At 67.7% G+C, this 13,715-nt stretch carries 10 protein-coding genes and 1 tRNA gene; 7 read left to right on the forward strand and 4 right to left on the reverse strand.

The window, feature by feature from the left end:
- Positions 1 to 1,059 carry an alpha-ketoacid dehydrogenase subunit beta gene (locus ABQF13_RS20020; protein ID WP_448394533.1) on the forward strand — a complete coding sequence of 353 codons (1,059 nt, stop codon included), beginning with the start codon at positions 1 to 3 and terminating at the stop codon, positions 1,057 to 1,059.
- Positions 1,056 to 2,138, forward strand: a complete 1,083-nt coding sequence (locus tag ABQF13_RS20025; protein ID WP_448394534.1) for a dihydrolipoamide acetyltransferase family protein — start codon at positions 1,056 to 1,058, stop codon at positions 2,136 to 2,138. The genes ABQF13_RS20020 and ABQF13_RS20025 overlap by 4 nt, the downstream gene beginning before the upstream one ends.
- A 59-nt stretch (positions 2,139 to 2,197) precedes the next feature.
- On the opposite strand, the gene ABQF13_RS20030 is transcribed toward ABQF13_RS20025, so the two are convergent.
- From ABQF13_RS20030 to ABQF13_RS20045, 4 genes are all read right to left on the reverse strand, one after another.
- Positions 2,198 to 2,950, reverse strand: coding sequence for an enoyl-CoA hydratase (locus ABQF13_RS20030; protein WP_448394535.1), 753 nt, complete (start codon positions 2,948 to 2,950; stop codon positions 2,198 to 2,200).
- Positions 2,951 to 2,981: 31 nt separating this feature from the next.
- Positions 2,982 to 3,332, reverse strand: a complete 351-nt coding sequence (locus ABQF13_RS20035) for a hypothetical protein (protein WP_448394672.1) — start codon at positions 3,330 to 3,332, stop codon at positions 2,982 to 2,984.
- 70 nt (positions 3,333 to 3,402) lie between these two features.
- A complete protein-coding gene (locus ABQF13_RS20040) occupies positions 3,403 to 4,875 on the reverse strand; it encodes a PE-PPE domain-containing protein (RefSeq protein WP_448394536.1) in 1,473 nt (490 codons plus the stop codon).
- A 39-nt stretch (positions 4,876 to 4,914) separates the two neighbouring features.
- Positions 4,915 to 4,987: transfer RNA gene (locus tag ABQF13_RS20045), tRNA-Arg, on the reverse strand.
- A 127-nt stretch (positions 4,988 to 5,114) separates the two neighbouring features.
- On the opposite strand from ABQF13_RS20045, the gene ABQF13_RS20050 reads away from it, so the two are divergent.
- The 5 genes from ABQF13_RS20050 (at position 5,115) to ABQF13_RS20070 (ending at position 13,528) form a co-directional block, all read left to right on the forward strand.
- Positions 5,115 to 6,599 carry a wax ester/triacylglycerol synthase family O-acyltransferase gene (locus ABQF13_RS20050; RefSeq protein ID WP_448394537.1) on the forward strand — a complete coding sequence of 495 codons (1,485 nt, stop codon included), beginning with the start codon at positions 5,115 to 5,117 and terminating at the stop codon, positions 6,597 to 6,599.
- Positions 6,596 to 8,200: an HAD-IB family hydrolase gene (locus ABQF13_RS20055; RefSeq protein WP_448394538.1), complete on the forward strand. Its 1,605-nt coding sequence runs from the start codon at positions 6,596 to 6,598 to the stop codon at positions 8,198 to 8,200. Before ABQF13_RS20050 ends, ABQF13_RS20055 begins: the two co-directional genes overlap by 4 nt.
- The gene (locus ABQF13_RS20060; protein ID WP_448394539.1) at positions 8,197 to 10,545 is read left to right on the forward strand and encodes a glycerol-3-phosphate 1-O-acyltransferase; all 2,349 of its coding nucleotides are present in this window, start codon (positions 8,197 to 8,199) and stop codon (positions 10,543 to 10,545) included. Before ABQF13_RS20055 ends, ABQF13_RS20060 begins: the two co-directional genes overlap by 4 nt.
- A gap of 22 nt (positions 10,546 to 10,567) precedes the next feature.
- Positions 10,568 to 12,580, forward strand: a complete 2,013-nt coding sequence (locus tag ABQF13_RS20065; RefSeq protein WP_448394540.1) for a bifunctional copper resistance protein CopD/cytochrome c oxidase assembly protein — start codon at positions 10,568 to 10,570, stop codon at positions 12,578 to 12,580.
- Positions 12,581 to 12,670: 90 nt separating this feature from the next.
- On the forward strand, positions 12,671 to 13,528 hold the full coding sequence (locus tag ABQF13_RS20070; protein ID WP_448394541.1) for a type IV toxin-antitoxin system AbiEi family antitoxin: 858 nt from the start codon (positions 12,671 to 12,673) through the stop codon (positions 13,526 to 13,528).
- The last annotated feature ends 187 nt before the right edge of the window (positions 13,529 to 13,715 follow it).

Raw genomic sequence — 13,715 nt, forward strand, 5'->3', positions numbered from 1 at the left:
ATGACGCAGATCATCGAACGTCCCGCCGCGCACGGCGAGGACGAACCCCGCCGAACGATGCTGACCCCGGCGCCGATGGCGCCGACGCTGACGATGGTGCAGGCGATCAACCGAGCGCTGCACGACGCGATGGCCGCCGATGAGCGGGTGACGGTGTTCGGTGAGGACGTCGCGACGCTCGGCGGGGTGTTCCGTGTCACCGAAGGGCTGGCCGAAACGTTCGGGGCGCAGCGGTGTTTCGATACCCCACTGGCCGAATCGGCGATCGTCGGCATCGCGATCGGCATGGCGATCCGCGGCCTGGTGCCGGTGCCGGAGATCCAGTTCGACGGGTTCGCCGCCCCCGCGTTCGACCAGATCGTCAGCCACTTGGCGAAGTACCGAATGCGTACCCGCGGCGACGTCGCCATGCCGGTGACCATCCGCATCCCGTCGTTCGGCGGGATCGGCGCTGTCGAACACCATTCCGAGTCGACCGAGACCTACTGGCTGCACACCGCCGGGCTCAAAGTGGTGGTGCCGTCGACGCCGTCTGACGCATATTGGCTGCTGCGCCAGGCGATCGAGAGCTCCGACCCGGTCGTATACCTCGAACCCAAACGGCGGTATTGGGCGCGCGAACCCGTCGACACCGCCGTGCCCGGCCTGCCGATCGGCAGCGCTTCGGTGCGGCGCAGCGGCGACGACGCCACCGTCATCACCTACGGCCCACTGGTCGCCACCGCGATGAGCGCGGCCGAACTCGCTGCCGAACAACGAGGTTGGCGCATCGAGGTGATCGATTTGCGGTCGCTGAACCCGCTGGACTTCGACACGGTGGCTGATTCGGTGCGGCGCACCGGCCGCGCGGTGGTGATGCATGAGGGTCCGCGCACGCTGGGGTTCGGCGCCGAGCTTTCCGCGCGGCTGCAAGAGGAGTTGTTCTACGATTTGGAGGCACCGGTGTTGCGCGCCACCGGCTTTGACACACCGTATCCGCCTGCCCGGCTCGAGAAGCTGTGGCTGCCCGGCGTCGACCGGTTACTCGACTGCATCGAACGCACACTGGAGCAGCCATGACCGTGCAGGAGTTCCTGGTTCCCGACCTCGGCGAGGGCCTCGAAGACGCGACGATCACCGGATGGGCCGTCGCCGTCGGCGACGACGTCGAACTGAACCAAACGCTGTGCACCGTGGAGACCAACAAGGCCGAGGTCGAGATCCCGAGCCCGTACGCGGGCCGCATCGTCGAACTCGGTGGCGCCGAAGGCGATACGCTCGACGTCGGCGCGGTGTTGGTGCGTATCGAAACCGAGGCGAAGCGCAGACCGGTGCTGGTCGGCTACGGCGCCGACGATGACCTGGACGGCAGCAGACGCCGGCCCCGCGCCAAGCCGTCGGTGCGCAAGCTGGCCGCGCAATCAGGCGTCGACCTGACCGCCTTGACCCCCAGCGGCGCCGACGGGATCATCACCCGCGACGACGTGCTGGCCGCTGCGGACACGGTGGCGGTGCACGGCGTACACGCTGCGATGGCACAGCGAATGACGGTGTCGCGCCGAGAGATACCGGATGCGCACGCCGGTGTGGAGGTCGACGGCACCCGGCTGACCGGGCTCCCCGTTTCGCCGTTCGTGCTGACGCTGCGACTGTTGACGATCGCGTTGCGTCACCACCGCAACCTCAACGCCACCTGGCTCGACACGGCCGACGGCCCGCGGGTGCACCTGCACACCGCGGTGCATCTGGGCTTCGCCGTGGCCACCCCGCGCGGGCTGCTGGTGCCGGTGGTGCGCGATGCGCAGGGCAAGACGACCCGCGAACTGGCCGCCGTGGTGGACGAGTTGATCCGCAACGCCCGCGCGGGCACGCTGCGGCCGGCAGAACTGCAGGGGTCGACGTTCACGGTGTCCAACTTCGGCGCGCTGGGTCTGGACGACGGTGTGCCGGTCATCAACTATCCGGAGGCGGCCATCGTCGGGATGGGATCGCTGCGGCCGCGGCCCGTCGTCGTCGACGGTGAGGTGGTCGCGCGCCCGACGATGAAGCTCACCTGCGCGTTCGATCACCGCGTCGCCGACGGCGCCCAGGTCGCGGCGTTCCTCAACGAACTGCGCGACCTCGTCGAATCACCGGAGCTGGCGCTGCTCGACCTCTAGCCTCCGCGATTTGTGGAGTGTTAGCCGCGCTCACCGCGGTTGCGGCTCCACAAACCGCCCTATTTACGTTTGGCGGCGGCCAGGCGCTGGGCGAACTCCGGGGACAGGATCGACGTGGCCTGCGGCCCGAGCTCGGTGTCGACGGCGATGCGGTGCTGATCGGAGTCGACGACACCCGGATTGGCCGTGGCGCGCATGGACGCCTTGGTCGCCAGAACGACGTCGCGCGGTGCGGCGGCCGGGCCGGCGGCCAGCTCACGCGCCGCGGCCACCGGGTCGTCGGCCAGGCTCAGCGCGAGCCCGTAGCGCACCGCGGCCTCGGCGTCGAAGCGCATGCCGAACAGCAGCGACGCGCGGGCCGCCTGCGGGCCGACGGCGCGCTGCAGCATCCAGGTGGCGCCGCCACCGGGGTGGATGCCCAGCTTCTGGAAGCGGGAATCGAACAGCGCCGCGGGGCCCGCGATGCGCACGTCGGCGGCGAGCGCGAGGTTCAGGCCGGCGCCGACGGCCGCACCGTTGACCGCGGCGATGGTCGGCAGCGCGCAGTTGGCCACGGCGATAAAGCCGTCGTAGAGCTTGAGCAGCCCCTCGTCGGTCGCCTCGCCGAGCGCGCTGAGGTCGGCGCCGGCGCAGAACGCCTTACCGGCCCCGGTGACGACGACCGCGTGCACATCGGGGTTGGCTTCGGCGGCCTCGACGGCGCCACGAAGCTGGGCCGACATTTCGAACGTCACGGCGTTGCGACGGTCGGGATCGTTGACGGTGACGACGGCGACGCGGTCCTCGATGTGGACCAACACAAGATCAGACACGCTGCTCAGCGTAGAGCGGTCGCGTCGCGGCTCAGGGGGCGGCCGTCAACGTGACGTTGTGCAGGGCCACCGCGATGTCGCTGGGCAGCACGTCGACGAACGTCGGGACATCGCGGATCGCCGCACCGCTGGCGATGATGCTGCCCGGAAAGCTCGGGCTGCAGGGGAACGAGTGACACCGGTACCAGAAACCGGGCGCGCTCTGGTACGGCTCCATGCTCGGTGCCTGGTCGACGCGGTAGCGGCCCGGAGCGATGTAGGCCGTCGCCCAGCCCTCGGTGGGGTTGGTGGCGACGCCGAACACCCCGTTGCTTCCGTAGCTGGGTGGGCTGGCCTGCGCGGGGCCGGCGAGCGCGCCCGCGAGCAGGGCGCCGATCGCCATGACCGCGGCTGCGCCGCGTCGCGCGAGGTTCACGTCGCAAAGTGTATCGACCAGGGGACTTGTCCGGTACTCAGGCGGCTTCGCTGTCTTGGTCGGCGCTGTCGGCATCGGGGCCGTCGGCACTGTCGGACCCGTCGCTGTCGCCCTGCGTGTCGTCGGTGTCGTCGTCGCTGTCCTGCGGCGGTTCGCTCTCACTGTCGGGAAGCGAATCATCTTCGCTTTCAACGGGTTCCGAGTCCGTATCATCGGTACCGCCGGTGAGCGCGGCGAGGCCGGGTACGGCTTTGACGCTGGTGCGTACGACGTTGGTACGCGGTTTGGCCGTCTCGGAAACTTCGGAAACCTCCTCGTCGACCGACGACTGCCCGGGTTCGGGTGACCACGCGGACAATGCGCGTTTGACGACGGGGGACTGCTTCCAGGATGTTTTCTCGGCGGTGGGCTCGTCGGCCGCGTCCGAGATGTCGCTTTCGGATGTGGTGTTCGGCGTCGGCGCCTTCTTCGGGGGCGCCGTCGCGGCGTGCCAGCCCTCGGCGATGGCGCCGGGGATGCGGACCACAGTGTCGAGCACCCTCATGAGCGACGGGAACAGCGTCGCGGGCCGGTATGCGCTGGGATCGCTGGGAATCGGGTTGCCGCCATAGTACGCGGAGTCTACGAGCAGCGTCAGGAGCGGGTCGGTGAACGCGGCGACGCGGCGCCCGAACACGTCGCCGATCAGCCGGGTCAGCGGTAGCTCTTCGCTGGCGTAGGTCACGTACGTGGTGTTGTCACGGGTGGTGACGTAGGCCGTGATGCGGTCTTGGGGTGAGCTGCAGCGCGCGTCGGGGCAGTCCAGTACCGCGCCGCTGACGGTGATCGCGCAGGTGTTCGCGTCGCAGTGCACGGCCGGGGTGCCGTCGGCGTTGACCGGCAGGTCCAGCGAGGCCTGGTCGCGGTGCCGGTACAGATACCCGACCAGTGAGTTGACGGCCGCCAACGGGTTGAGAAGGACGGCGGGCGCATTGGAGTTGTAGTCGTACTGGTACCCGATGTTCACCGCGCGCAGGGCGGGCACCTCGCTGGGCGTGGGAAACGGGTTGACGCCGATCAACGCGAACCACGGGTATCTGGTGCCGAAGCCGCCGTCGGGGCGGGCGACGTCGTTGTCGAGGATCAACACCGTGTCGCTGAGGTTCGGTCGGTTTTTCAGCGCCAGCAGGCTCGCATTCGCCGCACCCCAGCCTGAGGCGATGATGGCGTTGCGTTCCCCGGAGTTGGCGTCAAGGGCCCGCTGGATGCCTTCGGTGCCGGACCAGAAGTTGACGTGGACGATGTCATCGCCGTCCGGGCCGGTGTACATCGGGTCGTTGAACTTGCCCTGGAAGAAGTTCTCGACTCCGGCGCCCGTCGGGTTGGTGGAGCTGCCGACGACGATAAGCGCGGCCAAATCGACAAGCGGTGCCGTGCTGGCGGCCGGCTGCATGGCGGCGACCCCCGCGACGCTGGTCGCGATGCCTGCAGCAGCGACGCTCAGCGCCACCTTGCTCGCGCGTCTCCCCATGCCTGATTCCATTCGACGGTGCCCCAGCAATGTATCGCGCGCCCCCGGCAGGGATCGAACCTGCGACCAACCGCTTAGAAGGCGGCTGCTCTATCCGCTGAGCTACGGAGGCAATGCGCCCCGGATTCTATCTTCCAGAGCTATCGACACCGGACAGCTACTAAAGCCCCTTCCCGCCACCGCGCGGCGGGCTAGCGTGGTGACAGCGCCATTCGGAGTCAGAAGGAGAGCGACGAGCTATGACGGATCTGCCGGACGTCGATGCGGCAGGGCTTCCTGAGGAACTCAATGCCCTGGACCAGATCCTGCATCGCGGTGAGGCCAATCCGCGCACTCGCTCGGGGATCATGACGCTGGAGATTCTCGACACCACACCCGATTGGGACCTGTTCCGCGCCAGGTTCGAACACACCTCCCGCAAGGTGCTGCGGCTGCGACAGAAGGTGGTGGCGCCGACGTTGCCCACCGTGGCGCCGCGCTGGGTGATCGACCCCGACTTCAACCTCGACTACCACGTCCGCCGCGTCCGTGTCCCCGAGCCGGGCACTTTCCGTCAGGTGTTGGACCTGGCCGAGGTCGCCGCGCAGTCGCCGCTCGACATCTCCCGGCCGCTGTGGACGGCGACGCTCGTCGAGGGGCTCGCCGACGGCCGTGCCGCGCTGGTGGTTCACCTCAGCCATGCCGTCACCGACGGCGTGGGCGGGGTGGAGATGTTTGCCAACCTCTACGACCTCGAACGCGAACCGCCGCAGCAGCCGCCACCGCCGTTGCCGATCCCGCAGGACCTTTCGCCCAATGATCTGATGCGCCAAGGGATCAGCCGGCTTCCCGGCACGGTGCTCGGCAGGTTTCGCGGAGTGTTGGCCGGCGCGGCGCACATCGTGGGTGAGGTGGTGCGTGACCCGTTTTCGCGGTTCGGTGACGCCGTCGAGTACGCGATGTCGGGTGCCCGTGTCGTCGGACCGGTCGCCGAGCCGTCGCCGGTGTTGCGGCGACGCAGCCTGGCCTCGCGAAGCGAGGCGATCGACATCGAGTTCGGCGACATTCATCGGGCCGCCAAGGCGGCGGGCGGATCGATCAACGATGCGTACCTGGCTGGGCTCTGCGGGGCGCTGCGCTTCTACCACCACGCGAAGGGGGTGCCGATCGACGAGCTGCCGATGGCGGTGCCGGTGAACCTTCGGTCCGATGCCGACCCGGCCGGTGGAAACCGGTTCGCCGGTGTGAATCTCGCGGCCCCGATCGGCCTGACGAATCCGCAGGTGCGCATCAAGAACATCCGGTCGCAGATGACCACCAAGCGTGAGGAACGGGCCATCGACATGGTCGGGGCGATCGCACCGGTGCTCGGCCTTCTGCCCGATAGCGTGCTCGAGTCGATGGCCGGGTCCATCGTCAACTCCGACGTGCAGGCCAGCAACGTGCCGGTGTACGCGGGCGACACCTTCATCGCCGGCGCGAAAGTATTGCGACAGTACGGTCTTGGCCCGCTTCCGGGGGTGGCGATGATGGTCGTGCTGATCTCGCGCAGCGGGTACTGCACGATCACGACGCGCTATGACCGTGCCGCGGTCACCGATCCGGGTCTGTGGGCGCGCTGCCTGTTGAAGGGTTTCGACGAGGTACTCGCTCTTGGTGGTGACGGCCGAGCGGTGCCCGCCTCGTTCGCGCTCGACGCGGTTTCATCCAATCCGGTCTCACCCAACGGGAGCACGTCGTCATGACTTCGGCAAACGGTCAGTCTGAGAGACGTATCGTGCGCCTGCCGGGTTCGGTCGCCGAGATCGAGGCCAGCCCGGCCGGTCCGGAGGTCGGCGCGTTCTTCGACCTCGACGGCACCTTGGTCGCCGGTTTCACCGGCGTGGTCATGACGCGAGACCGGCTGCGCCACAGACAGATGTCGGTTGGCGAGTTCATCGGCATGGTGCAGGCCGGGCTGAACCATCAGCTCGGGCGCTCCGAGTTCGAAGACCTGATCGGCAAGGGGGCCCGCATGTTGCGGGGTAACTCGCTCACCGACATCGACGAACTGGCCGAGCGGCTCTTCGTGCAGAAGATCGTCAGCCGCATCTATCCCGAGATGCGCGAGTTGGTGCGCGCCCACATGACGCGCGGCCACACCGTGGTGCTCAGCTCCTCGGCGCTGACGGTCCAGGTCGAGCCGGTCGCGCGGTTCCTCGGCATCGACAACGTGCTGAGCAACAAGTTCGAGATCGACGAGAACGGTCTGCTTACCGGCGAGGTGCGCAGGCCCGTCATCTGGGGGCCCGGAAAAGCCAGGGCGGTCCAGGCTTTCGCCGCCGACCACGGCGTGGATCTGTCCAAGAGTTACTTCTACGCCGACGGCGACGAAGACGTCGCGCTGATGTACCTCGTCGGCAACCCGCGGCCGACGAACCCCGCGGGAAAGCTGGCCGCCGTCGCCGCCAAACGCGGTTGGCCGGTGCTGCGGTTCAGCAGCCGCAGCGGAAGCAGCCCGGTTTCGCAGCTGCGCACCGCCGCCGGTATCGCCACGATGGTTCCGATCGCAGCCAGCGCGCTGGGCCTGGGGATGCTCACCCGCAGCAAGCGCACCGGGGTCAACTTCTTCACAGCGGCTTTCGGCCGGGCGTTGATGACAGCGATCGGCGTCAACATCAACGTGGTGGGCAAGGAGAACCTGACCGCGAAAAGACCGGCGGTGTTTATCTTCAACCACCGCAACCAGGCCGACCCGCTGATCGCGGGACGGCTGGTCGACACCGACTTCACGTCCGTCGGCAAGAAGGAGCTCGAAAAAGACCCCGTCGTCGGAACCCTCGGCAAGGTGATGGACGCGGCCTTCATCGACCGCGACGATCCACAGAAGGCGGTCGAAGGGCTCAAGAAGGTCGAGGAACTGGCGCGCAAGGGGTTGTCCATTCTGATCGCACCGGAGGGCACGCGGCTGGACACCACCGAGGTCGGCCCGTTCAAGAAGGGGCCGTTCCGCATCGCGATGTCGGCGGGAATACCGATCGTGCCCATCGTGATCCGCAACGCGGAGGTCATCGCCGCACGCGACTCGAGCACCTTCAACCCGGGCACCGTCGACGTTGTCGTGTATCCGCCGATACCCGTCGACGACTGGACACCCGACAACCTTTCCGAACGGATCGAAGAGATCCGCCAGCTCTACCTCGACACGCTCAGGGACTGGCCGCACGACACGCTGCCGACCCCCGAGCTGTACACCCGCTCGTCGACGAAGAAACCCGCCAAAAAGTCGACCAAGAAAGCCGCAGCCAAGAAAGCCCCCACGACGAAGTCGACGGCGAAAAACCCCGCCGGGGAGGGCCAATCGTGAAGACACCCGTCGACCACTACACGCCGTTCACCCCAACCGACGATGCGCTGGTGCTGGCGTCGGTGTCGTCACCGGCTGAGCAGGAACTGCTCGACGACTGGTTGGCGCAACAGCGCCTCGAGCACCCCGACACGACCGTCGAGGTGCTGCGCCTACCGCACAGCGACGATCCGCCACCCGGCGTGCTCGCCCAACTCGTCGAAAAACTTCAAGCCCACGAGGACCGGTCGGTGGTGCCGGTGCGGGTGTTCTGGGTCCCGGGCGGGCTGCCCACCCGATCCAAGATCGTCGCCCTGCTATCCGGGCGCGACACCTACCGTCCACCGGAGATCATCCAGCGCCGCATCCTGCGCAAAGATCCGTCGCGGGCCAGGGTGGTGGCCGGCGAGCCGGCCAAGGTCTCCGAGCTCCGCCAGCAGTGGGCGGATACGACCGTCGCCGAGAATGCCAGAGAGTTCGCCCGCTTCGTCATTCGCCGTGCCGCCCTGGCGATCGAACGGGTGGAGCTGCGCCTGCTCGGCCCGGAGTACAAGTCGCCGCGGCTGATCAAACCGGAGCTGCTGGCCTCGTCGCGGTTTCGGGAGGGGCTGGCGCAGATCCCGGGTGCGACGTTGGAACGCGCCGGCGAGATGCTCGATGAGCTCTCCACCGGTTGGAGCCGCTTTTCGGTCGATCTGATCCCGTCGCTGGGCCGGGCGATCTTCAGCCGCGGCTTCGACCCCCACATCGACTATGACCGGTCCGAGGTCGAAGTGATGCGGCGCAACCTGGAGAACCATCCGGCCGTGCTGCTGTTCTCGCACCGGTCCTACCTCGACGGCGTCATCGTGCCGGTTGCCATGCAGGAGAACCGGTTACCTCCTGTGCACACGTTCGCCGGTATCAACCTGTCGTTCGGCCTCATGGGCCCGTTGATGCGCCACTCCGGCGTCATCTTCCTTCGCCGCAAGCTCGACGATCCGCTCTACAAGTACGTGCTGCGCCAGTTCGTCGGCTACATCGTCGAAAAACGGTTCAACCTCAGCTGGTCGATCGAGGGCACCCGGTCGCGTACCGGAAAGATGCTGCCGCCCAAGCTCGGACTGCTCGCATACGTCGCCGACGCCTACCTCGACGGCCGCAGCGACGACATTCTCCTGCAACCCGTTTCGATCAGCTTCGACCAGCTACACGAGACCGCCGAATACGCCGCGTATGCGCGTGGCGGCGAGAAAACGCCCGAAAGCTTGTCGTGGATGTACAACTTCATCAAGGCGCAGGGCGAGCGAAACTACGGCAAGATCTACGTCCGGTTCCCCCAGGCCGTCTCGATGCGAGAGTACCTCGGCGAACCGCACGGGCCGATGAGCGCCGATGAAGCCGCCAAACGTCTTGCGCTGCAGAAGATGGCCTTCGAGGTGTCGTGGCGGATCCTGCGGGCGACGCCGGTCAACGCAACCGCGCTGGTTTCGGCGTTGCTGCTCACCACGCGGGGCGTAGCCCTGACGCTCGACCAGATCCACCACACGCTGCAGGACTCGCTGGATTATCTGGAACGTAAGCAGACCCCGATGACCAACAGCGCGTTGCGGTTACGCACCGCCGCCGGCGTCCGGTCGGCGCTCGATGCGCTGTCCAACAGCCATCCGGTCACCGCGGTCGAAGGCGGTAGGGAATGTGTTTGGCGGATCGCGCCCGAGGACGAGCACGAGGCGGCGTTCTACCGCAACACGCTCATCGACGCGTTCCTGGAGACCTCCATCGTCGAGCTGGCGCTGGCTTGCGCGGCGCGCGCCGACGGCGACCGGCTCGAGGCGTTCTGGAACCAGGCGATGCGGCTGCGCGACCTGTTGAAGTTCGACTTCTACTTCGCCGACTCCGCGGCCTTTCGTGAGCATATCGCCGAGGAGATGTCGTGGCACGAGGACTGGGAAGCCCACGTATCGGCCGGAGGTGAGCAGGTCGACGTGCTGTTGCGGGGTAAAAAGCCGTTGATCGCCGGTGCCATGCTGCGCCCGTTCTTCGAGGCCTATCAGATCGTCGCCGACGCGCTGCGCGACGCACCCGCCGAGGTCGGTGAGAAGGAACTGACGAAGCAGGCGCTCGGGCTCGGCAACCAGTACGTCGCGCAGGGGCGGATCCGCAGCAACGAGGCGGTCTCGGCGCTGCTGTTCACCACCGCCCGGCAAGTCGCCGCCGACCAAGACCTTCTGACGCCCGCCGCCGATCTCGAACAGCGGCGCGGCGCGTTTCGCGAAGAACTGCGCGCGATCCTGCGCGACATGGACAAAGTCGAGCAGATCTCGCGCTCCCAGTTCTTCGCCCGTGAAATGCAGCGACAGGCACTGCGCAGCGAACCCGCCTGAGCCTGCGCAATAGGCTGGGGCCATGACTATTCCCAGCCGGCAGGTCGCGGCGGGCGTACGCAGTAGCGCGGTATGGCCGGTGCTCGTCGGCGTGGGCCTGCTGGCCGGTGCCGTCGCGGCCGCCATCGGCGGGCTGTCGCTGGCCGATGCGCTGACGGCCACCGGTCTGCCCGACCCGGGCCCGGTGACGACGTACGGTCTGCCGTTCGTGCGAGCGGCGGGGGAGATCGCGGCCGTCGTCGCTGTCGGCGCCTTCCTGTTCGCGGCGTTTCTGACCCCGCCGCAGACCAGCGGCGTGCTCGACGCCGCCGGCTACCGGTCGCTGCGACTGGGCACCGCCGCGTCGGCGGTCTGGACGGTGTGCGCGGTGCTGTTGGTGCCGTTGACCGTGTCCGATGTCTCAGGTCAGCCGTTGCACGCCCTCGACCCGATCAGCGTGTGGTCGGTGGCCAGCATGATTGACGTCGCAGGGGCGTGGCGGTGGACGGCGTTTCTGGCGGCGGTGGTGACGGTGGCCAGCATGGGCGTGCTGCGGTGGACGTGGACGCCGATCCTGTTCGCCGGTGCGCTGCTGACATTGCTGCCGCTGGTGCTCACGGGGCATTCGGCCACCGGCGGTTCACACGATATGGCCACCAACAGCCTGCTGTTCCACATCTTCGCGGGCGCCCTCTGGGCCGGCGGCCTACTCGCGCTGCTGGTGCACGCGTTGCGCGACGGTTCGCACGCCGATCTGGCCGCGCGCCGGTTCTCGATGCTGGCGCTGTGGTGCTTTGTGGTGATGGCGGTCAGCGGGGTGGTCAACGCATTCGTGCGGATCGAGCCGGCCGACCTATTCACCACGCCCTACGGCGGCCTGGTCATCGCCAAGGTCCTCGCGCTGGCCGTCCTCGGCATGATCGGCTGGCAACAGCGCCGCAGCGGCGTCGCGGCATTGCAAAAGGATCCGGGGGAGCGCCGGCCGCTGATTCGGCTCGCTTTGGTCGAGGCCGTGGTGTTCGGTGCGACGTTCGGCATCGCCGTCGGGCTGGGCCGGACCCCGCCGCCGCCGCTGCCTGTGCAGCCCAGCGTGGTCGAGGTCGAGATCGGCTACCAGCTGGCGGGCCCGCCGACCTTCGAGCGGGTGCTGTTCGACTGGCGGTTCGACCTGATCTTCGGGACCGCCGCGATCGTCATGGCCGTGGTGTATCTACTGGGGGTACGCCGGCTGCGGCGCCGCGGGGACGCCTGGCCGGTCGGCAGGACCGCAGGCTGGCTGCTGGGATGCGCTGCGTTGCTGTTCGCGACCTCCTCGGGTCTGGGCCGCTACATGCCCGCAATGTTCTCGATGCACATGATCGCGCACATGGCGCTGTCGATGCTGGTGCCGATCCTGCTGGTGTTGGGCGCGCCGATGACTTTGGCGCTGCGCGCGCTGCCGTCGGCTGGCCGCGGGGAGCCGCCGGGGATGCGGGAATGGCTGCTCACCGGACTGCACTCGCGGGTCGCGCGCTTTTTCACCCATCCGATCGTGGCCACCGTGGTGTTCGTCGCGGGTTTCTACGCCCTGTATTTCGGTGGGCTCTACGACACCGCGGTCGACTACCACTTCGCGCACGTGCTGATGAACCTGCACTTCCTGCTCAGCGGCTACCTGTTCTATTGGGTGGTTATTGGTATCGACCCCGCGCCGCGGCAGCTTCCGCAGCTGGGCAAGGTTGCGATGGTGTTCGCGTCCCTACCGCTGCACGCGTTCTTCGGGGTGTTGTTGATGGGCTCGAAGACGATCCTGGCCGAGACGTTCTACCGCGGGCTGGACCTGAGTTGGAACACCGATCTGCTCAGCGACCAGCGCACCGGCGGTGGAATCGCCTGGGCCGCAGGTGAAGTCCCGCTCGTCGTGGTGATGATTGCCCTGCTCATCCAATGGCAGCGCAGCGACGAGCGCACCGCCAAGCGATTCGACCGTGCGGCCGACCGCGACCACGACGAGGAACTGGCCGCCTACAACAACATGCTGGCCGCACTGGCCCGTCGGGACGGTTCGTCCCACTAGCGCATCGAGACCGACGCCTTGGTCGATTTCCGGCCGGCGAATCGACCATTGCGTCGGTTTGGAGAGCGATGGGAGCCAAATCGGTCGCGTGTGCGTCCAATCAGTGTGGAGATCCCGTTCATCGGCAGCGACGCGGTGGCTGCCGGCCACCTCACCCGAGCCCATCTGCGCAGTCAGTACCGGCCGCTGTACCGCGGCATCTACGTCCCCCGCGGATACGAAGTATCGCTGCGCGAGCGGATCGCCGGGGTGTCGCTGGGCTCGCCCTCAGCGGTGATCGCCGGGGTCGCCGCATCCGCACTGCATGGAGCGAAATGGGTCGACGACGACATTCCGATCGAACTGGTCTCGGCGGCTCGACGCCAGCGCGGGCTGGTCGTCCGCGACGAGACCCTGGAGGAGGACGAGGTCACCACGATCGGGGGCATCCGGGCGACCGTGCCGGCCCGCACCGCATTCGACCTCGGCCGCCATCAGCCACGCGACCGGGCCGTCGCGCGCCTGGACGCGTTGATGAATGCCCGCCCGTTCGCTCCTGAGGATGTCGCGCTGCTGGCGAAACGTCATCGCGGTGTACGAGGTTTGCGACGACTACGGGTGGCGATGCCGCTCGTGGACGGCGGCGCCGAATCACCGAGAGAAACCGGCCTGCGGTTGCTTTTCATCGACGCCGGACTACCTGCGCCCACGACGCAATTCGTGATCTACGACGAGATGGGTAACTACGTCCGGCGCGTCGACATGGTTTGGGAGGACTTCAAGGTGGGCGCCGAATACGACGGCGAACAACACCTGACCAGCAGGCGACAATATGTCCTCGACGTTCAGGTCAACCGCGTGCTGCAGCGGCTTGACTGGCACGTCATCCACGCCATCAAAGAGGACCGCGGCGCCGACATCGTCGAGCAGGCGCGCACCGCATTGCTCTCGCGGGGCTGGCGCCCGTAGGTATCGCGGGCTTCGCATCGAAACCGACGCCTTGGTCGATTCGGCGGCCGCAAACCAGCCAAAGCGTCGGTGTCGAGCGGGTGGCCCGAGTGCGCGACCTCGCGGCGAACTATCCCCAACGGCGGATTCATCCACAACCACGCGGCGTGGCCCCGCCGGCGACTGCCCGCTGTCGGTGCGCTGACGG

The organism is Mycolicibacterium sp. XJ879, assembly GCF_053483935.1.

Coding starts and splice junctions, on each gene's coding strand:
- ABQF13_RS20020 (WP_448394533.1), top strand. CDS start 1: ATGACGCAGATCATCGAACGTCCCGCCGCGCACGGCGAGGACGAACCC.
- ABQF13_RS20025 (WP_448394534.1), top strand. CDS start 1,056: ATGACCGTGCAGGAGTTCCTGGTTCCCGACCTCGGCGAGGGCCTCGAA.
- ABQF13_RS20035 (WP_448394672.1), bottom strand. CDS start 3,332: ATGGCGATCGGCGCCCTGCTCGCGGGCGCGCTCGCCGGCCCCGCGCAG.
- ABQF13_RS20040 (WP_448394536.1), bottom strand. CDS start 4,875: ATGGGGAGACGCGCGAGCAAGGTGGCGCTGAGCGTCGCTGCTGCAGGC.
- ABQF13_RS20050 (WP_448394537.1), top strand. CDS start 5,115: ATGACGGATCTGCCGGACGTCGATGCGGCAGGGCTTCCTGAGGAACTC.
- ABQF13_RS20055 (WP_448394538.1), top strand. CDS start 6,596: ATGACTTCGGCAAACGGTCAGTCTGAGAGACGTATCGTGCGCCTGCCG.
- ABQF13_RS20065 (WP_448394540.1), top strand. CDS start 10,568: ATGACTATTCCCAGCCGGCAGGTCGCGGCGGGCGTACGCAGTAGCGCG.